At 76.0% G+C, this 21,839-nt stretch carries 18 protein-coding genes; 10 read left to right on the top strand and 8 right to left on the bottom strand.

The window, feature by feature from the left end:
• Nucleotides 1–206: 206 nt before the first annotated feature.
• On the top strand, nt 207–3,884 hold the full coding sequence (locus K7I03_RS33705; protein ID WP_185945155.1) for an AfsR/SARP family transcriptional regulator: 3,678 nt from the start codon (nt 207–209) through the stop codon (nt 3,882–3,884).
• Nucleotides 3,885–3,902: 18 nt separating this feature from the next.
• Here the strand turns inward: K7I03_RS33705 and K7I03_RS00860 are convergent, their stop codons facing one another.
• A complete protein-coding gene (locus K7I03_RS00860; protein WP_185945154.1) occupies nt 3,903–4,862 on the bottom strand; it encodes an aromatase/cyclase in 960 nt (319 codons plus the stop codon).
• 596 nt (nt 4,863–5,458) lie between these two features.
• Here K7I03_RS00860 and K7I03_RS00855 point away from each other — a divergent pair.
• Entirely contained in the window at nt 5,459–6,232 is a 774-nt protein-coding gene (locus tag K7I03_RS00855) for a hypothetical protein (protein ID WP_185945153.1), read from the top strand.
• Nucleotides 6,233–6,392: 160 nt separating this feature from the next.
• Nucleotides 6,393–6,647: a hypothetical protein gene (locus K7I03_RS00850; protein WP_185945152.1), complete on the top strand. Its 255-nt coding sequence runs from the start codon at nt 6,393–6,395 to the stop codon at nt 6,645–6,647.
• A gap of 63 nt (nt 6,648–6,710) precedes the next feature.
• On the opposite strand, the gene K7I03_RS00845 is transcribed toward K7I03_RS00850, so the two are convergent.
• The 3 genes from K7I03_RS00845 to K7I03_RS00835 form a co-directional block, all read right to left on the bottom strand.
• Nucleotides 6,711–7,898, bottom strand: coding sequence for an IS701 family transposase (locus tag K7I03_RS00845; protein ID WP_185945151.1), 1,188 nt, complete (start codon nt 7,896–7,898; stop codon nt 6,711–6,713).
• Nucleotides 7,899–8,345: 447 nt separating this feature from the next.
• Nucleotides 8,346–8,993, bottom strand: coding sequence for a helix-turn-helix transcriptional regulator (locus tag K7I03_RS00840; RefSeq protein WP_185945150.1), 648 nt, complete (start codon nt 8,991–8,993; stop codon nt 8,346–8,348).
• Between the two features lie 606 nt (nt 8,994–9,599).
• Nucleotides 9,600–10,331, bottom strand: coding sequence for a TetR/AcrR family transcriptional regulator (locus tag K7I03_RS00835; protein WP_185945149.1), 732 nt, complete (start codon nt 10,329–10,331; stop codon nt 9,600–9,602).
• 346 nt (nt 10,332–10,677) lie between these two features.
• On the opposite strand from K7I03_RS00835, the gene K7I03_RS00830 reads away from it, so the two are divergent.
• From K7I03_RS00830 to K7I03_RS00820, 3 genes are all read left to right on the top strand, one after another.
• Nucleotides 10,678–12,147 carry an MFS transporter gene (locus K7I03_RS00830; RefSeq protein WP_185945148.1) on the top strand — a complete coding sequence of 490 codons (1,470 nt, stop codon included), beginning with the start codon at nt 10,678–10,680 and terminating at the stop codon, nt 12,145–12,147.
• Between the two features lie 180 nt (nt 12,148–12,327).
• Nucleotides 12,328–13,089: a class I SAM-dependent methyltransferase gene (locus K7I03_RS00825; RefSeq protein ID WP_185945147.1), complete on the top strand. Its 762-nt coding sequence runs from the start codon at nt 12,328–12,330 to the stop codon at nt 13,087–13,089.
• Between the two features lie 62 nt (nt 13,090–13,151).
• Nucleotides 13,152–13,883 (top strand): NAD(P)-dependent oxidoreductase, encoded by a 732-nt coding sequence (locus tag K7I03_RS00820; protein ID WP_185945146.1) that lies wholly within the window; start codon nt 13,152–13,154, stop codon nt 13,881–13,883.
• A 10-nt stretch (nt 13,884–13,893) separates the two neighbouring features.
• On the opposite strand, the gene K7I03_RS00815 is transcribed toward K7I03_RS00820, so the two are convergent.
• The 3 genes from K7I03_RS00815 to K7I03_RS00805 all read right to left on the bottom strand — a co-directional run bounded on the left by K7I03_RS00815 (nt 13,894) and on the right by K7I03_RS00805 (nt 17,415).
• Complete coding sequence (locus tag K7I03_RS00815) at nt 13,894–15,198, bottom strand: FAD-dependent monooxygenase (RefSeq protein WP_185945145.1); 1,305 nt, start codon at nt 15,196–15,198, stop codon at nt 13,894–13,896.
• On the bottom strand, nt 15,195–16,793 hold the full coding sequence (locus K7I03_RS00810; RefSeq protein WP_185945144.1) for a class I adenylate-forming enzyme family protein: 1,599 nt from the start codon (nt 16,791–16,793) through the stop codon (nt 15,195–15,197). Before K7I03_RS00810 ends, K7I03_RS00815 begins: the two co-directional genes overlap by 4 nt.
• Nucleotides 16,794–16,854: 61 nt before the next feature.
• Entirely contained in the window at nt 16,855–17,415 is a 561-nt protein-coding gene (locus tag K7I03_RS00805; protein WP_185945143.1) for an SRPBCC family protein, read from the bottom strand.
• Nucleotides 17,416–17,598: 183 nt separating this feature from the next.
• Between K7I03_RS00805 and K7I03_RS00800 the strand changes: the two genes are divergently transcribed.
• Both K7I03_RS00800 and K7I03_RS00795 read left to right on the top strand, forming a co-directional pair.
• On the top strand, nt 17,599–18,690 hold the full coding sequence (locus K7I03_RS00800; protein ID WP_185945142.1) for an amidohydrolase family protein: 1,092 nt from the start codon (nt 17,599–17,601) through the stop codon (nt 18,688–18,690).
• The gene (locus K7I03_RS00795; RefSeq protein ID WP_185945141.1) at nt 18,680–19,480 is read left to right on the top strand and encodes an arylamine N-acetyltransferase family protein; all 801 of its coding nucleotides are present in this window, start codon (nt 18,680–18,682) and stop codon (nt 19,478–19,480) included. The genes K7I03_RS00800 and K7I03_RS00795 overlap by 11 nt, the downstream gene beginning before the upstream one ends.
• Nucleotides 19,481–19,507: 27 nt before the next feature.
• Here K7I03_RS00795 and K7I03_RS00790 read toward each other — a convergent pair whose 3' ends face one another.
• Nucleotides 19,508–19,909, bottom strand: coding sequence for a YybH family protein (locus K7I03_RS00790; protein WP_185945140.1), 402 nt, complete (start codon nt 19,907–19,909; stop codon nt 19,508–19,510).
• A gap of 241 nt (nt 19,910–20,150) precedes the next feature.
• Between K7I03_RS00790 and K7I03_RS00785 the strand changes: the two genes are divergently transcribed.
• Together K7I03_RS00785 and K7I03_RS00780 are read left to right on the top strand one after the other, a co-directional pair.
• Complete coding sequence (locus tag K7I03_RS00785; protein ID WP_185945139.1) at nt 20,151–20,825, top strand: flavodoxin family protein; 675 nt, start codon at nt 20,151–20,153, stop codon at nt 20,823–20,825.
• Between the two features lie 67 nt (nt 20,826–20,892).
• On the top strand, nt 20,893–21,669 hold the full coding sequence (locus K7I03_RS00780) for a VOC family protein (RefSeq protein ID WP_185945138.1): 777 nt from the start codon (nt 20,893–20,895) through the stop codon (nt 21,667–21,669).
• The last annotated feature ends 170 nt before the right edge of the window (nt 21,670–21,839 follow it).

Here is a 21,839-nt window from a genome sequence, read left to right as displayed (position 1 = left end):
GCCGCAGGGCGCAAAGAACCGATGATGAGAAAGTATTCTTGGCGCGTGGTGGGGCTGTCAAGGAACTCGCCCGGGAGCCCCGGCCGTTGCCGGCCGCTCCACCGCCCCTACGCCACCCGGCCACCGTTCCCGGTGGCGCGTCACGGTCGATTGTCTGTCCGAAATTCTCTCCTGACCGCGACATTCATCCCGTACAGTGATCAACCATGATGGCCTCACGGGGGAGTGCTGTCCGGTTCGGCGTACTGGGCACACTTGAGGTATGGGACGGGGACGACCGCCTGCAGGTGGGCGGTCCGCGCGCGCGTGCCGTACTGGCGGCGCTGCTGCTGGAAGCCAACCGGGTCGTGTCCTTATCGCGGCTGGTCGACGCCGTATGGGAGGACGCCCCTCCCGCGACGGCCGAACACCAGGTGCGCAAGGCCGTGGCGGAGCTGCGGGCCCGCATCCCGGACGGCCGGCTGCTGCTGCTCACCGACGGGCCCGGCTACCGGATGGTGGTCGACGGCGGCCAACTGGACCTGCTGCGCTTCGAGAAGGCCCTCGCCCGGGCCCGCGCGGCGGCGGACACCGACGAGGAGGCCGCCGCCCTGGAGAACGCCCTCGCCCTCTACCGGGGCCGCGCCCTGCCCGAGGGCCGCAGCCCGCTCCTGGCGGCCGCGGCGACGATGCTGGAGGACCGCCAACTCGGCGCACGCGAACGCCTGCTGGAACTGCGCCTGGAACAGGGCCGCACGGAGGAGGCGGTCGCCGGGCTGCGCTCCCTCGTCGCGGAACACCCGCTGCGCGAATCACCGGCCGCCCTGCTGATGGTGGCCCTCTGCCGGACGGGCCGGCAGGCCGACGCCCTGCGCGTCTACCACCAGCTCCGCCACCTGCTCGCCGAGCAGCTCGGCATCGACCCCGGGCCCGAGGCCACGCTGCGCTACGAGCAGATCCTGCGCAACGAGCCCGCCCTGCACGGCGGAACGCCGCGGGGCGGGCGCCCCGCGCCGCCCCCGGCCCTCCCCGAGCAGCCCCACCGGGCCCCCGGCCCGGGCGAGTTCCCCGGCGCGGACGACCGGGGCGCCGCCGTGCCGCACGGCTCGGCCGGCCACGCGCCGGGCGAGGGGGGCGGGCGAGCGCCGTACGCCGGGGCCGGCCACGCGCCGGGCGCCGGGAGCGGCGCCGCGCCGTACGCCGGCAACTCCCGGCCGGCACCGGCCGCAGGCCCGGACGGACGCGTACCGGCGCCCGCGCCGGCGGCGTCCGTGCCGGACCCCGGCTTGTATCGGGCGCTCGACCCGCACCCGACCTCCGGCCCGCGGCCAGACGCGTACCCCGCGCCAGTACCGCCTCCGGGTCCGTACCCGGCGGCGATTCCGTCCTTGGGCCCGCACCCGGCGGCCGACCCGCGACCGGACGCGTACTCCGGGCCTCTCCCGCAGGCGGGCTCGTACCCGACTCCCGGCCCGCGTCCGACCGCGCACTCCGCACCCGTCCCACAGCCGGGCGCGTATCCGGCCGCCCACTCCGCACCCGTCCCACAGCCGGGCGCGTATCCGGCCGCCCACTCCGCACCCCTGACGTCCCTGGGCCCGCACCCCGCGGCCGAGTGCCCGGCCGCGTACACCGCGCCCGTCCCGCAGGGGGACTCGTACCCGACTTCCGGCCCGCACCCGGACCCGGCGGCGGTCCCGCCCCCTGGCTCGTACCCCCTGCCCGTCCTGCCCCCGGCCCCCTGCCCCGGGCCCGTCCCGCCGCGTTCCCTGCCTCATGACCTGCCCGACTTCACCGGCAGGGAGGAGGAGACCCGCCGGCTGCTCGCGCACGCCACCCGGGAGCCGGACCGGCCGACGCCGGTCCTGGCGGTCGACGGCATGGCCGGGGTCGGCAAGACGGCGCTGGCCGTCCACGCCGCCCACCGCCTCGCCCCGCACTACCCGGACGGGCAGATCTTCCTCGATCTGCACGGTTTCACCGCCGACCGCACCCCCATGACCCCGCACACCGCCCTGGGCGTCCTGCTGCGGGCGGTCGGCGTGCCCGACCGGCAGCTGCCCCCGGGGCGTACCGACCGGGAGCAGCTGTGGCGGGCGGTCACGGCCGGCCGCCGTCTGCTGCTGCTGATCGACAACGCCGCCGCCTCCGAACAGGTCCGGCCGCTCATCCCCGGCACCCCGGGCTGCCTGGTGCTCGTCACCGGCCGCCCGCGCCTCTCCGCGCTGGACGGCGCGGTCCACCTCAGCCTCCAACTGCCCCCGCCGGGCGACGCCCTGCGCCTGCTGGGCGCCTTCCTCGGCCGCGACCGGCCGCGCGCGGAACCGGAGGCGGCGGCCGACCTCGTGACCCTGTGCGGACGCCTCCCGCTGGCCCTCCGCGTCGCCGCCGGCCGGCTGCGCAACCGCCCCCAGTGGACGATCGCCGCCCTCAACGACCGGCTCCGCGACGAGTCCACCCGCCTCGCCGGGCTGGTCACCGAACACCGCGCGGTCGCCACCGCCCTGGACCTGTCCCGCACCGCCCTGCCCACCCCCCACCAGCGCTTCTTCCACCTGCTCGGCCTGCACCCCGGGCCCGACTTCGACGCCGGGACCGCCGCCGTCCTCACCGGCACCTCCCCGGCCGCCGCCGAGGCGCTGCTGGAGGACCTCCTCGACGCCCACCTGCTCACCCAGCACACCCCGGGCCGCTACGCCTTCCACGAACTGGTGCGCCTCCTCGCCCGCCACCACCCCGCCGCGCCGCCGCCCGCGACCGCCCACCGGGCGGTGCACCGGCTCCTCGACCACTACCTGCGCACCGCGACCCGTGCCGCCCAACTGATCGACGCCCCCGCCCGGCCCCCCGTACCCGCCGTCGCCCCGGCCGACGAGCCGCTCGCCGACGAACCCGCCGCCCTGGCCTGGTTCCAGGCCGAGCGGCCCGGCCTGCTGTCCGCCCTGGCCCTCGCCGACGAGCGGGGCCTCGACCGGCACGCCGTCCGGCTGGCCCTCGCGCTGGCCCCCTGCCTCCGGCTGCGCGGCCACACCGAGGACGAACGCCGGGTGCTCGGCGTCGCCGCGGCCGCCGCCCGCCGCCTGGGCGACCACGAGCGGCGGCTGACCGCCCTCACCGACCTGGCCGCCGCGTGCTGGCACCTCGGCCGCGTCGCCGAGGGCCTGGAGAGCGCCCAGGAGGCGCTGGCCCTCGCCGAGGAGCTGGACGACGGGCCGGGCACCGCCCTGTGCCTCAGCCGGATCAGCATGTTCTCCACCACCCTCGGCCGCTACGAGGAGGCCATCGACTTCCTGCACCGCGCTCTCGCCCTGCTCAGCGGCACCGGCTCCCGCTCCGGCCCCGGCGGCGAGGAGGGCACCGCCCTCGCCTGCCTCGGCACCGCGCAGAGCGCCCTGGGCCGGCACGCCGAGGCGCTGCAGACCAGCCGCCTGGTCACGCTCGGGAGCAGGACGGCCGGCGACGCGCACGGCGAGATCACCGGGCTGACCGGCGAGGCCGCCGCGCACGCGGCGGCCGGCGCCTTCGACACGGCGCTGCGCCGGCTGGCGGAGGCGTCCGCGCTCGCCCACCGCATCGTCACCCCGCACGGCCAGGCGGTCGTCCTCGCCCGCTACGCCGACGTCTACCGCCGCCAGGGCCGCCACATCGAGGCCCTGCGCGCCGGCCACGCCGCCCTGGGACTGCTGCGCACCGTGCGCCGCCCGGCCCTCGCCGCCACCGTGCACAACGTCCTGGGCGCGGTGCACCGCGCCCGCGGCGACCTCGACCTGGCCCGCCGTCACCACCAGCAGGCCCGCCGCCTGGCCCGGTACACCGGCCTGCGCAGCGAACTGGTGCTGGCCCTGGACGGCATCGCCAAGTCCCGCGTCCCCCGGGCCGCCCCCTTCGCCCCTTCCCCCAACTGACCACTACAGGAGGGCCGTTCAGCGGAGACAGCGCGCCTCCGCGTACTCCTTGGCGTAGCGCAGCGTCAGCCGGCTGTCGGTGCCCAGCACACTGCGGACGACGTCCTTGGCCTGTGCCACGCCGGCGCCCTCGCCGAGCACCGCGCCGATGGCCGCCGGATCGACCGCGACGGTGTGCCGGGAGGTGGCCGTCACCCCGTCCCCGCACGGTGTGAACAGCCAACTGCCCGTGTGCAGGCTGAGCAGCGCGGGCAGCCGCGTCTGCTTGAAGACGATGCGCCGCGGCGGGAAGCACACCCGGACCGTGTCGTTCCGCCCCGCGTCGCGGCCGTCGACCGCCGCCCGCCCCCGCCCGCACGGCGTCCGCCCCCACGCCCCCGCGGCCAGCACCGCCGCCGCGCCGCCGGCCGACGGCAGCCGCTCCGACCACAGCTGCGCCTCGCGGACGAAGGCGTAGACGTCGCCGGCCGAACCGGCGATGCGGACGCTGTCCTCGAAGGACAGCAGCAACTCGTTGCCCCGCACGCCCAGTTCGGCGCTGCGGCGCAGTGCCTCCAGCTCGGCCCGGGCCCGGCGCACCACCGTCCGGCCGATCCGGGCGAGCTGCCGCGGATCGTCGTCGACGGCCCGGTACTCGTGCCACAGCCGCACCCGGCACTCCCGGGCCGAGACCGGTTCGAACTCCCACCGGCCGCCGAGGAAGGCCACCGGCGGCGCCGGCACCTCCTGCCGGAAGCCGATGCACCGCCGGTCCGGCGCCAGGACGCGGCGCGAGACGCAGCCGCGCGGCTCGCCGTCGGCGACCGCCCACACCCGGATCACGTCCCGGCGGCCGGTCCGTTCGAGGCAGTCGACGTGCACCAGCGGCGGGAAGACCCGCGGCCAGTCCTCGGCCGCGGCCACCAGCCCGTAGACCCGGTCGACGGGAGCCCGCACGGTCATGGTGTGCTCGGCTCCGCGCCGGTCCTCTCCTGCCATCGTCGTCAGTCTCCTTCGAGTCCGTGGACGGCCGGCACCCGGCCCGGACCGCGCCGGCGGACCGGGGCGGGACGGGCCGGTGGCGGCCGCCGGGGTGCCCGCCCGCGCGGCCGGCGGGCGCGCGGGCACGACGGCTCGCGGCTCGGGACGCGGCCGGGGCGCGGGCGTCGCCGCGAGCGGGGGCGGTACGGGAGTGGTGCCCGGTGTGAACGGGGGTACGGGGCGCGGCCCCCGGGGCCGGTGAACGGGCGGCGGGGTCCGGCCCGGCACGTCCGCCCCGCGCCGCCCGGGGGAAGGCGCGGCCGGGGCGGGCGGCGTCGGTCCGTCCCCGTCCCGGTGCGGAGGGTGCAGGGGCACCAGTGTGGTGGGCATCGTCTTGGTTCATGAACCCGGTGTCAAGACCGCCTTGGCGTGGAGGGGCTGCTTCCGCGGGGCGGTGCCCCGGGAGGCGCCGCAGGCGGGGGAGCGGGACCGGGAACCGGGACCGGGAACGGCGGGAACGGGACGGGAACGGACCGGTACCCGGCCGGTAACCGGCTCCGGCAGGCTCGGGCCCAGTCGCACGACCCCACCCGCGCCGCCCCCATGGAGCCCCGATGCCGCACGCCCCGATGCCACCCGCCCCGGCCCCGGCCGACACCGCCCCGGCCCGCCGCCGTCTGCTCAAGGACCTGGCCGTCCTGCGGTGGCTGTACGACGAGCTGGCCGGCGCCCTCACCCGTCCTCGCAGAGCCGTCGAAAAGGTCAGCGAGCGCGGCTCGCCCGGCATCCCGCTCGACACCCGGGTCCTGGACGCCAGGGCCGACATCCGGTCGGTGCTGACCGGGTGGGCGGCCCTGGTCCGCGAGCAGCGCGGCGTCGCCGCCCCGGCCCGCGACACCGCCGCGCTGACCGCCTTCCTCGCCCGGCACGCCGACTGGCTGGCGGCCCACCCGGCCTCCGCCGACCTCGCCGCCGAGACCGGCGAGCTGGTCCGGGCCGCCTGGTCCGCGCTCTCCGGCCACCGCGACCGGCACGTCGTCGTCGGCGCCTGCGTCCGGCCGGGGTGCCCCGGCCGGCTGGCCGCCCGGCTGGGCACCCGCACCGCCGCCGGCGAGGCCGCCATCGTCTGCTCCGCCGACTCCGGCCACACCTGGTCGCCGGAGGTGTGGCACACCCTGGGCCCGCGCGGCGAACGCCCCGGCCCGGGCGCGGGCTTCACCGCCCAGGAGATCTCCGTCCGCTGGCGTGTCGCCTCCGGCACCGTCTACTGGCTGGCCAGCACCCACGGCTGGGGCCGGCGCAAGGAGGGGCGGCGCGTCCTGTACGACCGCGACGACGTCATCGCCACCATGCGGGACCGCGTGGCCGACCGGGCCCTGGCCGGCTAGCGCCCGGGCACGGGATCCCTCCGCGGGGCGGCCCCTCTTCGAACCCCGAACGGCCGGGCGAAGCGTTTCCCCGCCCGGCCGGGCTCGTTGAGCGGTGACGGGTTACACCCCGTCCAGGCTGTTCAGGAAGACGAAAAGCGGAGGAATGCCTGTGTACCGGATGAGTGTCGTATCGGCCGCGGTCGTCGTGATCGGAGGAGCCCTGTCCCTGCCGGCCGTCGCCCAGGCCCGGACGGCGGCCGCGCCGGCCCTGCCGGCCGTCCCGGTCGTCCACGCCGTCCCTGCCGACCAGCCCCCCTTCCCCTACGCCGACTGCATCAGCGCCGCGAAGAAGAAGGGCGAGAGCGCCTCGTACGCCAAATGGCACTGCGACGAGCTCGTGAAGAAGGGCTGGGTCAAGCCGCCCAAGCGCTGACACCGCGTCACCACGCGCCCTCCCGCCCCGGACCGGGCGGGAGGGCGCGCGGCGTGCCGGGCCTCAGGCCACCGGCACGGTGCGTTCGGCCAGTTCGGTGACGGCGTGCGCGACCGAGACCAGGGTGGCGTGGCGGTGCCAGCCGGCGAACGACCGGCCGACGAAGTCGCGGATGCCGACCCGCTCGGCGCGGCGCATGCCCGCCGTCTCGACCGCGCGCCCCAGGCACACCAGCCGGAGCAGCGCGGCCTGGTCGGCGGTGGACAGGTCGGTGAGCCACAGTTCGGCCGGCCACTGCGCGCCGGCGGGCCCGGTGCAGAAGAGGACGAAGTCCCCGACGCCGCGCGGGCGTCCCGACGCGTCGGGCAGCGCGGGCAGCCGCACCCGCACGGTGGCCACGAGCTCGGCCATGTCCGGGCCGCCGGTGGTCACCAGGGTCATGCCGTGCCGCCCGACGCGCGTCAGCCGGGCGATCCGGCGGGCCGGCAACGGGGTGTCCGCCCAGCCGGGCAGCGCGGGATCGGCCGGCAGCAGCCAGGTGTCCTGGCGGATCCGCGAGATCTGCGTCGCCCCCGCCGCGCGCAGCCTCGCCGTCACCGCGACGCCGTCGAGCCGTTCGCCGTTGAGCACCACCGGGCCCGGGGGCAGCCGGTGGCGCGCGACGGTGTCGCGGTACGCCCGGACCACCGAGAGCTCCGGCGTCTCCCGGAGCGGCCCCTCCCCGTACGGTGCCGCCTCCCCGTCCTCACCGGGCCGGCGGGGCGGCAGGTGCAGCCGCCAGTTCACCGGCACGGTCGCGGCCGCGGACGCCGTCCACACCCCGACCACCTGCTGGGCGGTCACGGCCTTGCCGCTCTCCCACGAGTACGTCCGGCCCACCCCGACGGAGTGGGTGCCGGACTTGGGTATCGTCATCGGCTGGAGCACGCACGCCTGCGGCGCCGCGTGCCGCGCCAGGCAGCGGCCCAGGGCCTCGCGCATCGGCTCCCACGCCCACGTGGAGTCGTTGACGAAGTGGTGCAGCCCCTGGTCGTTGACCTGCTCCCCGAGGAACGCCGCGATGTTGCGCACCGACTTCCGCCCCGGCGCCCCCAGCAGCCCCCGCAGGTACATCACCCCTTTGCGGCGCTGGTCCGCCCGGGGCAGCGAGGCGAAGACCGCGGAGGACAGCTCGGCCAGGAGGCGGTCGCGGGCGACCTTCCCGGCGGCATCCGGAAAAGGGTCGTTCCGGACGGCATTCCGTAAATCCATACAGTGCGGCTCACCGGTCGCGAGGGTCATCGACGCTCCTCCCTGTTCGGGTCGCGCGGTCCGCCGCCCGGAGAACCGGCGGCGGACGGCGGTGTCTGGGACGTGATGTGCGGGCGGGGTCTCCGCGTTCCTTCCCGGCGGAAGCGGGCAGAGGCCGGCGGCGGAAACCGGCGGGCAACTCCGGGCGTATGCCGGGAAATCGGCCGGCCGCCACGGTCCGGCACCCGCGGACGGAATTCATGGTGGGCGGCGGGGCCGGTCCTGACAAGGGAATGCCCGGTGCCCCCGGCCGGGGTGGCGGGAATCTGGCAGGAGCGCCTGCCATCCCGCGCGGACCGGGAAAGGGCCTGCCATTTTCCGGGTGTACGGCGACCGGGTGTACGGCGGCCGGGCGCCCGGCCGCCGTACACCCGGTCGCCGTCCGGGCGGGGCGCGCGCCGTACCGGTTCAGGAGATCCCGTACGGCATCCGGGTCCACAGCTCCTTGCGGTTGGCGACGCCCAGCACCTCGTACACGCGCCGTATCCGCCGGTACATCGACCGCTCGGAGCAGTAGAAGCGGCGGGCCATCTCCCCGACCGGGACCCGCTCGCGGAGCATGCCCAGCAGCGCCCGTTCCTCGTCGGAGAGCGCGCTCACCGGCGCGTCCCCGCCGCCGGAACCGGCGGATCCCGGCGCGGGCCGGGCGGCGGCCGGGACGCCGACGGCCGCGGCGTGCTGGAGCAGCAGTCCCCGCAGGACGCGGAAGGACTCGGAGGGCTGCACCAGGAGGTTGAGCACCCAGTTGGCGCCGCTCTGGATCGCCAGGTGGGTCTGGGTGCCCACCGCGTCCGCGACGACCCCGACGATCCCGGCGACGGGGTCCGCCGCGGAGAGCCGGGCCAGCACCGCCGCGTGCTGCGGGGTGAACGCGGGCAGGGCCGCGAACGCCCCCTCACAGCCCCGGACGGCGGCGCCGACGTCGTCCACGTACCGCCAGCACAGGGAGGCGTCGGTCGTCCTCCCGCCGTACCCCTCCAGCGGCCGCCGCAGGGAGCGGTGGGCGACGATCACCGCTCCGCCCCTCCGGACCACGGCAGTGTCCTGATTCCTCATGAGATCCCCCGTGTGCGCCATCGAGCAGCAGTCGTCTCCCGTACGGCGGGCGGTGGCCGGGCCGGCGCGGGCGCGTCACCGCGCGCGTGCCGTGCCGGCGGCCGGCGGCACCGCCGCCCTCGGCGGAAGGACGCGCGGACCGGCGTGCGGGTCGGCCGCCGGGCTGGGGGCCGCGCGGCGCCGTCCCGGCGGGGGAGTGGTGCGACGAGCAGATCCGCAGCACATGCCGGTTTCCTTCGTCGGCCGACAGCAGGCGCCCGCTCCGCGCACGGCCGCCGGAAGCGCGGCCGCCGGTCCGACCCGGGAGCCGTATTCCGTGCGGCGCATAGCGAAAACCAGCGCCGGGAGTCCAATATGCTGTCACTGCATGGCAGTTGAAGGCAAGTGGCCGTCGGGGGCGCCGGCGCCGCGCGCCCCATGGGCGCTGCTTGTCGGGGAATTGGCGCGCGTCAAGCCGGACGCCGACGAAATCCGGCACCGTTGCCCGTGCGGTTTCCGCGTTTCTCCAGGCGGGGCCGGTTTCCGGCCGGGCGGTGCCCCGGCGGAAAAACCGGCCCGCAATTCACCCGTGTTTCCGCCGGGCGGCGCGGACGGGCCGGACGGCCGTCAGGGCCGCGCCGTCGCCTGCCGCGCCCCCATGCCGTCGAGCAGGTACTCCAGGCCCGCCGCGAAGTTCCCGTCCCAGTCGTCGTCGGTGATGTAGCTGTGGGCGGCGACGGTCGGGTACCGCTCCCGCCGGCCGTCGAGGTAGTCCCGTCCGGCCCGCGCCTCGTCGGCGGAGAGCCGCAGGCTCGACTGGGCGGCGGTGGCGCCCATCACGTGGTTGTACAGCGCCCAGGTGGCGGCGTTGAGCCGGTCCTCGCCCAGCCCGGCCCGGAGCAGCGCCGACTGCAGGAACTCCATCCACGCCAGGAAGTTCGGCCCCAGCAACGGCCGTCTGCGCGACGGCAGTTCGGCCGACCAGGGGTGGCGCAGCACGGCCCGCCGCCAGTCGTGCAGCAGCCGCGCGATGTCGTCCCGGGGGCGGTCGGTGTGCCGCTCGGGGACGGGCGTCTCGCCGAATATGGCGTCGACGGCCAGGTCGACGACGTCGTCCTTGGTCGTCACGTGCCAGTAGAGCGTGGTCGCCCCCGCCCCCAGCCGCTCGGCCAGCCGGCGCATCGTCAGCCGGTCGAGGCCCTCCTCGTCCAGCAGCGCCACGGCCGCCCCGACGATCCGCTCGCGCGTGAGCGGCGCCTCACCGCCCCGGCCGGCCCGGGTCGGCCGCAGCCAGACGCTCCCCACCCCGCGGTGGGCCCGGCCGCCCGGCGTGTGCTCGCTGTCGGTGATGGCCTCCACCTCCCCCTGTACGTGATCACCGCCGGGTGATCACCTCGAAAAACGCGCACAACGTATCACCCGGCGCGGCGTGCCCGGCCACCGCCGCCGGGCTCCTCGCGCACGGTCGCGTCCCGTTCCGGAAGGCGGCGGGACGACGGGTGCCGGCCCCCGCTCCGGACGCCTCCGCGTCCGCCGCGACCAGGGCCGACGCCCTCCCGCGCGGCCCCGGGCACCCCCGCCGCCCGACCCGCAACTCCCGTTCCGCGTACGGGCTTTCGTTCTTGTCCGCCCGATCGGCGGTGTAGTACGCTCGCCGCCGACTCGACCAGTGTTCCAGTAACTCGACCGATGTGCGAGGTGACGCATGGTTCCCGAAGTCCCGGCGCCCCAGGCCGACTCCAGGCGCTGGTGGACCCTGCCGGTGGTGAGTCTCGCCCAGCTGATGGTCGTGCTGGACGCGACGATCGTGAACATCGCCCTGCCCTCCGCCCAGCACGACCTGGGCATGTCCGACGGCGACCGGCAGTGGGTGATCACGGCGTACGCCCTCGCCTTCGGCGGACTCCTGCTCGTCGGCGGCCGGATCTGCGGCGCCCTCGGCCGCCGCCGCGCCTTCCTCGCCGGTCTGGTGGGATTCGCCGCGGCCTCCGCCCTCGGCGGGGCCGCAGGCGACGCCGGCACCCTCTTCGCGGCCCGCGCCCTCCAGGGCCTGTGCGCCACCCTCCTCGCCCCCGCGGCCCTCTCCCTGCTCGCCCTGACCTTCACCGACGCCCGCGAACGCGGCCGGGCCTTCGGGGTGTTCGCCGGTGTCGGCGCCGGCGGCGCCGCCCTCGGCGTGGTCGCCGGCGGCCTGCTCACCCAGTACGCCGACTGGCGCTGGTGCCTCTACATCAACGTCCCCATGGCCGCCCTCGCCCTGGCCGGCACCCCGTTCCTCCTCCGTGACCGGCCCGACCGCGGCCTGCCGCGCCCCGACGTGCCCGGCGCGGTGCTCAGCGCCGCCGGCCTGCTCGCCCTGGTCTATGCCTTCGCCCAGGCCGAACCGCGCGGCTGGACCGACCCCCTGGTCCTCGCCCTGCTGACCGGAGGCGCCCTGCTCCTCGCCCTCTTCACCGCCGTCGAGGCCAGGACGCCCCACCCGCTGCTGCCCCCGCGCGTCCTGCTGCACCGCGCCCGCGGCACCGCCTTCTCGTCGGTCTTCCTGATGTTCGTCGCGATGTTCGGGTTCTTCCTGTTCGTCAGCTACTACACCCAGACGATCCTGGGCTACTCCGCCGTCCGGGCGGGCATGGTCCTGCTGGTCAACGCCGTCGGCGGGATCGTCGGCTCGGTGGGCGTCGCGGGCCGGCCGCACCGGCGCGCCGGCCCCCACGTCCTGATCGTCGCGAGCCTGCTCTCCGCCGCCGCCGGGATGCTGGTCCTCACCCAGCTGACCGCCACCAGCTCCCACGTCTTCCTCGGCTACCTGCTGCCCGCCCAGATCCTCACCGGCCTCGGCCTCGGCTGCCTGCTGGCCACCGCGACCAACCTGGTGACCGCCGACATGGGCCCGGCCGACGCCGGCATCGCCTCCGCCGCCTACAACGCCGTCCAGCAACTGGGTGCCGCCCTCGGCACCGCCCTGCTCAACTCCATCGCCACCGGTGTCACCGCCGGCTACCTGGACCGCCATGGACACGGCCGCGACGCCGTCGACGCCGGGACCGTGCACGGCTACACCGTGGCCCTCTGGGTCGCCTTCGCCGTCCTCGTCTGCGGCGCGCTCGCCGCCGGCGCCCTCTCCCGGAGCGGACCGGCGGGCAGCGGCGCCCGCGCCACCGAACCGGTCTCCTGAACGCGACAACCCGCCGCCATGGGCGAGGAGTTGACAGATCCAGCCGGCCCGCCGTGGCCGCCCCGCGCGGGCCGCCACTACCGTCGTCCGGGGGCGCCGCCCCCGAGACGCCCGGCGGCCCGCCAGGACCGCACCCACACCGACGGAACCACGTACTGTCCGGCAGAAGGGCGAGGAACCATGCGGAAATCGGCGCACCACGACAGGATCAGCCTGCAGTACCAGTCCGTGAGCAGCCGCTACGACCTGGTGAAGAACCTCCCCTACGCCTTCGCCGAACGGGAGACCCTCTGCGCGGCGCTCCCCGACCTCACGGGGAAGTCCGTCCTGGACGTCGCCTGCGGTACCGGCTACTACTCCCGCCTCTTCAAGCGCCTGGGCGCCGACCGCGTGGTCGGCGTCGACATCGAGCGGAGCATGGTCGACTGCGCCCGAGAGATCGAGGAGGAGGACCCGCTCGGCATCACCTACGAGGTCCACGACGCCGCCGGGCTGCCCGTCCTGGGCGAATTCGACGTCGTCACGCCCATCTGGGCGTTCGTCCACGCGAAGGACGCCGCCGAGTACGACGGGATGGTCGCCCGGTGCGCGCGCAACCTCGCCCCCGGCGGCACCATGGTCGCGCTGGTCTCCAACCCCGACATCGACCTGGAGCGGATGACGGCCTACCCGCGCTACGGGCTCTCGATCACCCCCAAGGAGAAGCACGGCGACCTCCAGGTGATCACCATCGGGATGGACGTCGACCCGCCCGTCTCCTTCGACGGGTTCTTCTGGCCCGCCGGCGTCACCGAGGCGGCCATGGCCAAGGCCGGTCTGACCGGCGTCCGGCGCCGCCCGGACCTCGCCCCCGGGCACGTGGACGGCGTCAACCCCAAGGGCTACTGGACCGAGTTCGTCGAGAACCCGCCGTTCGCCCTCTACACCGCCGAGCGGCCCTGACCGGGCCGCGGACCGCTTCCGGAGACGTGAGACGGAGAGCCCGGCTTCGAGACGGAGAGCCCATGAAGATCGCTGTATTCGGCGCCAACAGCGCGACGGGCCGGCACCTCACCCGGCAGGCCCTCGCCGAAGGCCACACCGTGACCGCCGCCGTACGGCGGCCCGACGCCTTCCCCATGGACGACCCCAGGCTGCACGTGCGCGGCACCGACGTGTTCGACCGGGACGCCGTCGACGCGGCGGTCACCGGACAGGACGCGGTCGTCTCCATCCTCGGCGTCCCCTACGGGCGGGAGCCCGTCACCGTGCTCTCCCGGGGCATCACCCACATCACCGACGCGATGGCCGCCCACGGCGTCAAACGCCTCGTCTGCGTCTCCTCCCGGCTGCTCGCCGTGCGCGCGCCGGCCGGGTCGGGGGAGCGGCCCCCCAAGGAGCGCTTCACCTACCGCAGGATCCTCTACCCGGCCCTGCGCACCCTCGGCCGGCAGCTCTACACCGACATGATCCGCATGGAGCGCACGGTCCGCGCCACCGACCTCGACTGGACGATCGTGCGGCCGTCGGCCCTCTACGACACCGACACCCGCACCGACTACCACTTCGCCGTCCCCGAGGCACCCGGCCTCTACACCTCGCGCGTCGACCTCGCCCACGCCCTCCTGCGGCTGGCGGCCGAGGACCTCCATGTGCGCACGGTCATCGGCGTGTTCACCACCGAGGGCGTGCCGACCTTCCGGGACGTGCTGCTGAAGGAGGTCCTGCGCGTCGGCTCCTGGGGAGGCGGCGGGTAGCCGCCGGCGCTCAGGGGAGCTCCAGCGGCCCGCCCAGGGTGTACGTCCCGGACCGGCCGGCGGCGGCCTCTCCGTCGGCCTCCGGTGCCGCCGGGAGGTAGCCGCCCAGGGTGTACGTCCCTCCGCCGGTGCCGGCCGCCGTGCCGGTGCCGGCCTCCGGGCCGTGCAGCCAGGACACGTGGTCGTACAGGTCGGACGCCGACATGGCGGCCAGGGCCGCGTTGCGCGCGGCCGCCGCCGTCCCCGCCGCGTGCCAGAGGGCGACGCTGTCCCGCGCCAGCCGGTGCACCCGGGCCGTGCGGTCGCGGCGGGCCGCCGCGTACGCGGCCAGCCCCGCCGCGAACCCGCCGGCGGGCCGGTCCAGCGCCGTACCGAGGGCCACCGCGTCCTCCAGGGCCTGGCAGGCGCCCTGCGCCGCGTAGTGCAGCGTCGGGTGCGCCGCGTCGCCGAGCAGGGCCACGCGCCCGTCCGTCCACCGCCGGACCGGTTCCCGGTCGGCCAGCACCCAGGACTTCCAGCCGGTGCCCAGTTCCAGCAGCCGCCGGGCCGCCGGGCACAGCCCGGCGAACTCCTCCAGCACCGACGCGGCGGCGACGGGCCGTCCGGAGAACGGCTCGGGCGGTGAATTCTCCGCGCTGGGCGCCAGGTTGAGGTACCGGCCGCCCGCGATCGGGTAGTGAACGAAGTGCCGGCCGGGCCCGGCCCACCAGGTCACCGCCCGCCGCCGGAGCCGGGCGGGCACCCGCTCCATGGGGACGACCGTCCGGTAGACCGTGATGCCCGCGCCGCGCGGAGGGCCGTCGCCGAGCATCCGTTCCCGTACGGCGGAGCGCAGCCCGTCGGCGCCCACCAGGGCGTCCGCCACCAGGTGCCGTCCGCCCCGCAGCAGCACCCGCACCCCGGTGGCCGTGTGCTCGTAGCCGGTGACCGGGTGCGCGGCACGCAGCTCCACCCGCCGTTCGGCGCGGCAGGCCGTGAGCAGCGCCCGGTGCAGCTCGCCGCGGTGCACCACCACGTACGGGGCGCCGAACCGGGCCCGGTAGCGCTCGTCCAGGGGCATGCTCACCACGTGCTCGCCGGTGACGCCGTCCATGAACCGCAGCTCCGGCACCGGCACGGCGAGCCGCGCGACGGCCTCGGCCAGCCCGAGCCGGGCCAGCGCGCGCAGGCCGTTGGGGGCGAGCTGGACGCCCGCGCCGAGCTCGGTGAAGGTGTCCTCCCGCTCGCAGACCACCACGTGGTGGCCCCGCCGGGCGACGGCGAGCGCCGCGGCCAGCCCGCCGATGCCGCCGCCCGCCACCGCCACGGCCGTCATGCCCGCTCCCCGCGCCGGCCCGCGCCGCCGTCCTCGTCGCTCCCGTCCGCCAACCGGGCGGCCAGCTCCAGGCGTTTGACCTTCGTCGTCGCCGTCCTGGGCAGGTCCGCCCGCGCCCACCGGACGGGAGCGGCCATCGGCGGCAGCCCGGCCACCGCCGCCCGCCACGCCGCCTCGTCGAGCGGCCGGTCCCCGTGCGTGCACACCACCGGCAGCGGCGGCCCCCCGGCCAGCGGGAGGATCACCACCTCGGCCAGCTCGGGCAGCCGGGACAGCAGCCGGTCCTCCACCGTAAGCGTGCTGCCGAACCCCGGTATCTCGTCCACCTCCCGGTCCGTCAGGTGCAGACAGCCCCAGCGGGTGCGGTAGCCGAGGTCGCCCATCCGCCACCACCCGTCGTCGCTCTGCCGCGCGAACCGCTCCGGCTCGCCCAGATAGGTGCGGATCCGCCCGTCGCTGCTGACCTCGATCCAGCCGGGCGAGGCCGCCGTGGGCCGCCGCCCGTCCCGGCTCACCACCCGCACCCCGGTCATGCCCGGGAACGGGACGCCCACGCAGCGCCCGTCCGCGTCGGGGGAGCGGCGCCTGCCGTAGGCGCGGGCGACGGTCGGGCCGACCTCGCTCTGCCCGTAGATCTGGCCGAAGCGCGGGAACCGGCGGCCGGACGCGCCGACGAGCGTGCGCACCGTGCGCGGGTGCAGCGCGTCGAACGTGCTGCTGAACAGCTTGACGTTGGCCAGCGGCCGCCGCGGGTCGTCCGCCAGCCGCTCCCAGCTCAGATACGTGTTCGGGTGCGTTTCGAGGACGGCCGGGCGCAGCCGGGCGAAGAGGCCGGCCACCCGCTCCGGGTCGGCGTCCGCCAGGACGGCCACCGGGAAGCCGCGCAGCAGCGCCAGGGCCAGGGCGGTGACCAGCCGCGAGTGGACGAACGAGACGTGGATCGCCACCGGCTCCCGCCGCCGCATCAGCGCCGTGGCCAGGGCCTGCGGCCGGTAACGGGCCTGCAGGCTGTGCCCGGTGTGCACGGCCAGCTTGGGCTCCCCGGTGGTGCCCGAGGTGTGGGTGACCAGCGCGGGCCGGTCCGGCGGCACCGGCACCTCCGGCACCCGCGGCGCGCCCGCCCACGCGGCGAGCGACGGCGCGCGGGCGTCCCGGCCGGCGGCCAGCAGCACCCGCGAGGCGAGCCCGAACACCGCGTCGGGCAGCACCCCGGCCAGCGTGGCGGCGTCCGTGACCAGCACCGGACGCCCGACCCGGCGCAGCAGCGCGGCCACCGTCGCGCCGTCCAGCCCGGGGGAGAGCAGGACCGGGACCCCGCCGATCCGCGCCACGGCGGCGGCCAGCAGGAAGATGTCGAACGCGTCGCTCTTGCGGATTACCACGTGGTCCTCCGGCCGCACCCCCGCCCGCCACAGCCGGGCCGCGAAGTCGTCGACCAGGTCGGCGACTTCGGGCAGGGTCAGGGTCCGTCCCCGCTCCGGGGCGATGTCGAGGTCGTGGTCGAGGAGCAGGACGTTCGACGGGTACCGGGCGGCGGCCCGCTCGAACAGCGAACCCAGCCGGATGCCCCGGTTCCCTATGCGTTGCAGCAGCATGGCGTCGGCCTCGATTCCGATTCCGGTTCCGATTCCGGAGATGTGTCCGCGGAGGTGCCGGTCAGCGGGGTTCCAGGACGCGTTTCAGCCGCGCCGCCGTCGCGGCCATGTCCCGCTCCAGCTTGGCCCCCCACTCGGTGAAGAACCGTTTCCGGTCCGCCTCGTCCATGCCGGCGGTGATCCCAAGGATGCCTTCCGTGGGCGCCCCCATCCGGAAGTGGTGGGTGAGCAGGGTGGCGCCGCCCGGGGCGGGCGCGAGGGTGTAGCCCCAGACGCTGTCCTGGACCCGGCCGGCGCTGTCCAGCATCGCCCACGCGAACCGGCGGCCCGGCTCGGCGACCACCACCCGGGCCCGCGTCGTCCACTCGCCGCGCACCACCGGTGCCCAGGCCACCACGTCGGCCGCGCGCCGGTTGCGGCCCGCGAACACCGTGCCCACCGTGCCGGCGGGCCCGCCCTCCCACTCCCCGCCCACGCACTCCTCGCTCCACCGGTGGCAGCCGGGGAGATCACTGACCGCCGCGTACACGGCCTCCGGGGGCGCCGGAACGAGGACATTGGTGCTGATCTCGAAGAGGGGAACGGTGCCGTCGTCCGCGGTCGTGCGGTTCCCTGCCGTCATACGAGCCAGCGTCGGGGCGGCCGGGCGCCCGCGGCAACGCACCCGGCCGGGGATTCGTCAGGTATCCGCCGGGCCCGGGTCAGGCGGGAGGTGACAGATATCCGCCGCCCGCCGTCGACGGCCCGCTGCGGCGGACCGTACGGTCGCTGCGACGTGCCGAGCCGTCGAAGCGGAGGAACCGCCATGGGGACGAGCGCGCCGCGCACCGCCGGGACACCGTGGTCCGGCGCCGTCGACGTCCACCACCACACCCTCCCCGCCTGGTACGCCCGGGAGTTGGAGCGGCTCGGCTTCTCCACCGTCCTGCCGGGCGTCGACCGCCCGGCCTGGACCGTCGACACCGCCCTGGAGACCATGGACCGGCAGGGCGTCCGCGCGGCCGTCCTCAACGTCTGGCCGGGTGTCCCCGCCGTCGACACCGCCACCGGCGCCCGGCTCGCCCGCCGCGTCAACGAACACCTCGCCGGCCTCGTCGCCGCCCACCCCGACCGGTTCGGCGCCTTCGCCGTCCTGCCGCTGCCCGACGTCGACGCCGCCCTCGCGGAACTGGCGTACGCGCTGGACGTCCTGCGCCTCGACGGCGTCTCCCTCGTCACCCACTACGCCGGTACGTACGTCGGCGACCCCCGCCTGGACGCCTTTCACGCCGAGGCCGCCCGGCGCGGCACCCCCCTCTTCGTCCACCCGACCGTGCCCCCGGCCGGCGGACAGCCCACCTTCGGACTCCCGCTCTCGCTCTGCGAGTTCACGTTCGAGACCGTACGGCTGGCCGCCCAGCTCCTCTACCACCGCACCCCGGAACGCCATCCCGGCCTGCGGATCATCCTCTCCCACGGCGGCGGGGGCCTCGCCTACCACGCCACCCGGCTCACCCTCGGGCCCCTCGTCAGCGCCGACCTCGGGCAGCGGCTGCCCGCCGACCCGATCGGCCTGCTCCGGAGCCTCTACGTGGACACCGCCATGGTCGGCGACCGGCACGCCTTCCCGGCGGTACGCGCCTTCGCGCGCCCCGACCGGATGCTGGTCGGCACCGACTTCCCGTTCATGCCCGCGTCCTTCGGCGAGGGCAACGGCCGCCACATCGTGGAACACGGCGGCCTCGGCGCCGAGGAACTGGCGCTGCTCGAACACGGCAACGCCGCCGCCCTCTTCCCGCGCCTGGCCGGGGAGACGGCCGCGGCGCAAGGGACCGGCGCCCGCCCGGCGCACCCCGCCGGCGCCCGCCCCGACGACCGGACAGCAGACCAGAAAGGGGACCGTCAGCGTGCTCGATGACACCGCGGTGACCGCGTACCTGGACCGCATTTCCGCCCCGCGCCCGGCCGGCGCCACCCTGGACGCCCTGCGCCGGCTCCAGGAACGCCACCTGCTCTCGGTACCGTTCGAGAACCTCGGCTACCACCTGGGCGAGGACATCCACATGGACGAACGGGTCGTCGACAAGATCGTCGGCCGGCGCCGCGGCGGCGGCTGCTACGAGGTCAACCCGGCGCTGGGCCTGCTGCTGCGGAGCCTCGGCTACCCGGTCTCGATCATGCCGGGCCGCGTCTGGATCAAGGGCGAACTCACCCCGCCCCTTTGCCACCTGACCCTCAAGGTGCGCGCCGAGGGCCACGACCTCCTCGTCGACGTGGGCTTCGGCCGCAACAGCCGGCACCCGCTGTCCCTGGAGACCGACGCCGAACAGCCCGACCCGCACGGCACCTACCGCGTCCGGAGCGCCGACGACGGCGGCATCGACGTCCTCCTCGACGGCACCGCCCTCTACCGCGTGTACGACATCCCGTGCACCGTGGCCGACTTCGGGCCGACGCTGTGGTGGTACCGCACCGCGCCCGACTCCCCGTTCCTCCAGAACCTGTTCTGCTCGATGCCGACCGAGACCGGGCGGGTCACCCTCAAGGAGGACCGGTTCACGCTGGTCGACGGGGACCGGCGGGAGAAGCGGCAGGTGACCGACGCCCGGGAGCTGCTGGAGACCTACGAGAAGTGGTTCGGCATCAAGCTGGACCGGCTCCCCGTGAAGGCCGCCCCGACGACCACGGCCCCGATGTCCTTCGACTGACCTGATGAGGCGCTGATGCGGTGGCCGTCAGTCCGTACCCGACGGGTTCGAGATCAGATACCGCCAGCGCCCGTCCGGACCCCGCCGCGCCACGTCGGTGGCCGTGCCCTCGACGTGGACGTGCCCGCCGTCCGGGCCCGTCCCGTCGTGCACATAGTCGTTGATCAGCAGGGCGGTGTCGCCGACCACGTACACCTGCCGCAGCGTGACGCTGATCGGGATCCGCCGGCGCACCACGTCCGGCAGCGCGGCGCGCCGCCGCGCGCCGGCCACCGCCTCCCCGGGCCGGCGCACATGCAGGGCCTCCGGCTCGAACAGCGCGTCGAGCAACGCGGTGTCCCGCGCGTTGAAGGCCGCCGCGAACACCCGCGGCAGATCGGCCGCGGAGACGGGGAGACGGGCGTCGTCCTGAGCCTGAGGACCGGTCATGCCCCCGAGTACAGCAGCGCCCGGCCGGCGCGGGACAGCGGCCGGCCGTGATGTCTGTCAGCTCCGCGCCACGGCGGCCGTTCGCCGACCTGACAGATCGGACGGCCGGGCGGTGGGCGGCGGCACCGCCCGGGCGGCACGATGGATTCCGCGCCGTCCGCGGCCCGCTCCCACCGGGGTCCCTCCGGGCGGCCCCACACCGCCGTCCCGTCATGGCACCGGTCCACGAGGAGCGAACCTCTTGACCACCATCACCATCCTCTTCCACTCCCGCAGCGGGAACACCTACCAACTCGTCGAAAAGGCCGCGGAGACCGCGGCCTCGGCGGACGCCGAGGTACGCGTCCGCAAGGTCGCCGAACTCCCCGACCCCATGATCCTCGACAAGAGGGCCTATGAGGAGCTGAGCGAGGCCACCGCCGACGTCCCCGAGGCGAGCCTCGACGACCTCCTCTGGGCCGACGCCATCATGATCGGCACCCCGGTCCACTACGGCCTGCCCGCCCCGCAGATCCTCCACTTCATCGACCACACCGGGCCCGTCGCCATCCCCGGCCGGCTGATGGACAAGGCCGTCTCCGCCTTCGCCTCCGGATCCATGCCGCACGCCGGCCAGCAGGCGGCCATCCTCGCCCTGCACAACGCGATCTGCCACTGGGGCGCCGTCATCGTGCCCAACGGCTCGGCCGCCGCCGTCCTCCACCGCCCCGGAAACGGCGCCCCCTACGGCACCGGCACCATCTCCCGCCACGAGCCGCGCAACGTCACCGACGACAACCTCGGCGCCATCGAGTACCAGACCCTGCGCACCCTCCAGATCGCCCGGGCCCTGCGCCGCGGCCTGGAACCGGAACCGCGCATCACCATGGTCAGCGACGAACGCCTCCGCACCTTCGGCCTCGACATCCGAACCTGATCGCCGCCCTGACGCGCCCGGCGCGGATGGAACGGGACGGGACAAGACAGGACCACGAGGAGCCGTCATGACACCGCGCGACACGCCCTGGCCGCACGGCACGCCGTGCTGGGTGGAGATCCGCGTCGACGACCCCGTCGGGACCGCCGGGTTCTACCAGGGGCTGTTCGGCTGGGAACTCCACGACCAGGGCGCGGAGTTCGACCATTACCTCACCGCCGCCCTCGACGGCCGGCCGGTCGCCGACATCGGCCCCCGCCGCACCGCCGCCCCCGGCAACCCCGACGGCTGGCTGGTCTGCCTCGCCGCCCGCGACGCCGACGCCGCCGCCCGACGGGTCACCGGACACGGCGGCACCCTGCCGGTGCCCGTCCAAGTGATCGGCTCGCACGGCCGGTTCGCCGTCGCCGCCGACCCCACCGGCGCGGCCTTCGGCATCTGGCAGGAAGGCGACTACTTCGGGGCCCGGATCAGCGGTGTGCCCGGGACGGCCGTGTGGCACCAGTGCGTCACCCCGGACCCGGCCGCCGCCACCGCCTTCCACACCGCGGTCTTCGGCCGCCCCTGGACCCGGGACGGCGACGGCGGCCACCGCACGCTCCTCGACCCCGACGGCCGTGCCGTGGCCGGCGCGGGACCGGCCGAGGGCACGTCCAGGGAGCCCGAACCGGCGCGCTGGGAGGTCACGTTCGGCGTCGCCGCGCTGGACGGCGTGCTCACCCGCGTCACCGAGCTGGGCGGGTCCGTCCTCGCCGGGCCCTCCGCCACCGCGCGGGGGGCGACCGCCCTGGCGGCCGACCCACTGGGGAACCGGTTCCGGGCGGCGGAGGCCGCGAGGGGCTGACCTCGGTGGCTGAACTCCCGGTGTGGTTTGCGCAGGTTGCGCACGTTGGGATGCCGGGATGGGGGCGCGCTGCCGTCGGGTGTCCTCCGCCGGGCGGGTCGGCGCCGCCGGCCGGTCCGGATGCTTCGCCCGCCGGGCCGGCTTGGACGGACCGTCTGCCGGACGGAACC

Source organism: Streptomyces mobaraensis (assembly GCF_020099395.1).
In the GTDB taxonomy this organism is placed as follows: domain Bacteria; phylum Actinomycetota; class Actinomycetes; order Streptomycetales; family Streptomycetaceae; genus Streptomyces.
Note: the sequence above shows the minus strand (reverse complement) of the source record. Positions and strands in the feature narration are given on the sequence as shown.

Excerpts from the sequence above, each read along its gene's own strand:
- K7I03_RS33705 (WP_185945155.1), top strand. The coding sequence starts at position 207 with ATGATGGCCTCACGGGGGAGTGCTGTCCGGTTCGGCGTACTGGGCACA.
- K7I03_RS00860 (WP_185945154.1), bottom strand. The coding sequence starts at position 4,862 with ATGGCAGGAGAGGACCGGCGCGGAGCCGAGCACACCATGACCGTGCGG.
- K7I03_RS00855 (WP_185945153.1), top strand. The coding sequence starts at position 5,459 with ATGCCGCACGCCCCGATGCCACCCGCCCCGGCCCCGGCCGACACCGCC.
- K7I03_RS00850 (WP_185945152.1), top strand. The coding sequence starts at position 6,393 with ATGAGTGTCGTATCGGCCGCGGTCGTCGTGATCGGAGGAGCCCTGTCC.
- K7I03_RS00845 (WP_185945151.1), bottom strand. The coding sequence starts at position 7,898 with ATGGATTTACGGAATGCCGTCCGGAACGACCCTTTTCCGGATGCCGCC.
- K7I03_RS00840 (WP_185945150.1), bottom strand. The coding sequence starts at position 8,993 with ATGAGGAATCAGGACACTGCCGTGGTCCGGAGGGGCGGAGCGGTGATC.
- K7I03_RS00830 (WP_185945148.1), top strand. The coding sequence starts at position 10,678 with ATGGTTCCCGAAGTCCCGGCGCCCCAGGCCGACTCCAGGCGCTGGTGG.
- K7I03_RS00825 (WP_185945147.1), top strand. The coding sequence starts at position 12,328 with ATGCGGAAATCGGCGCACCACGACAGGATCAGCCTGCAGTACCAGTCC.
- K7I03_RS00820 (WP_185945146.1), top strand. The coding sequence starts at position 13,152 with ATGAAGATCGCTGTATTCGGCGCCAACAGCGCGACGGGCCGGCACCTC.
- K7I03_RS00815 (WP_185945145.1), bottom strand. The coding sequence starts at position 15,198 with ATGACGGCCGTGGCGGTGGCGGGCGGCGGCATCGGCGGGCTGGCCGCG.
- K7I03_RS00810 (WP_185945144.1), bottom strand. The coding sequence starts at position 16,793 with ATGCTGCTGCAACGCATAGGGAACCGGGGCATCCGGCTGGGTTCGCTG.
- K7I03_RS00805 (WP_185945143.1), bottom strand. The coding sequence starts at position 17,415 with ATGACGGCAGGGAACCGCACGACCGCGGACGACGGCACCGTTCCCCTC.
- K7I03_RS00800 (WP_185945142.1), top strand. The coding sequence starts at position 17,599 with ATGGGGACGAGCGCGCCGCGCACCGCCGGGACACCGTGGTCCGGCGCC.
- K7I03_RS00790 (WP_185945140.1), bottom strand. The coding sequence starts at position 19,909 with ATGACCGGTCCTCAGGCTCAGGACGACGCCCGTCTCCCCGTCTCCGCG.
- K7I03_RS00780 (WP_185945138.1), top strand. The coding sequence starts at position 20,893 with ATGACACCGCGCGACACGCCCTGGCCGCACGGCACGCCGTGCTGGGTG.